This is a genomic window from Cereibacter changlensis JA139 (genome assembly GCF_003034985.1).
In the GTDB taxonomy this organism is placed as follows: Bacteria; Pseudomonadota; Alphaproteobacteria; order Rhodobacterales; family Rhodobacteraceae; genus Cereibacter; species Cereibacter changlensis.
The window spans coordinates 1-387 of record NZ_PZKG01000446.1 but is presented as its reverse complement, the minus strand read 5'-3'; the positions used below and the strand labels follow the sequence as shown (position 1 = coordinate 387).

1 pseudogene is annotated in these 387 nt (G+C 63.3%); it reads right to left on the bottom strand.

Annotated elements, in window-relative coordinates:
• Positions 1-119 precede the first annotated feature (119 nt).
• A pseudogene (locus C5F48_RS25610) lies at positions 120-387 on the bottom strand (hypothetical protein); the annotation flags it as partial.

Below are 387 nucleotides of genomic sequence, written 5' to 3'. Positions count from 1 at the left end.
CCGGAGTCTCGCTCACGCTGGATAAAAAGTGGGGGCAACGTCATATCCGAACTTTGCCGCTCCGCCAAAATGAGGTTGATGTATAGGCGGCGCATAGTTCACGCTGCCTTGTAGTATGTTCAGCCGGAAAGCGCGGCGAGCAAGCTCGTCAGCTGTGGATTGCCCGGCATCCGCTCCAGCATGCGGGCGACAACTGCCGTTGCTGTATCCCGCTGCTCCTCGGTCATCGGCGGCAGACCGTTCACCTCGACGGCCTGAATGAGCGTCACGAGGTAGGTCGCCACGGCAGCCTGCGCCTCGGGCGATCCGGGAGCGGCGGCGGCTATCGCTTGCGCCAGTTGCGGCGATGGAGCCGTGCCTGCAATCGCGCTGTTCAGCGTGGTCACG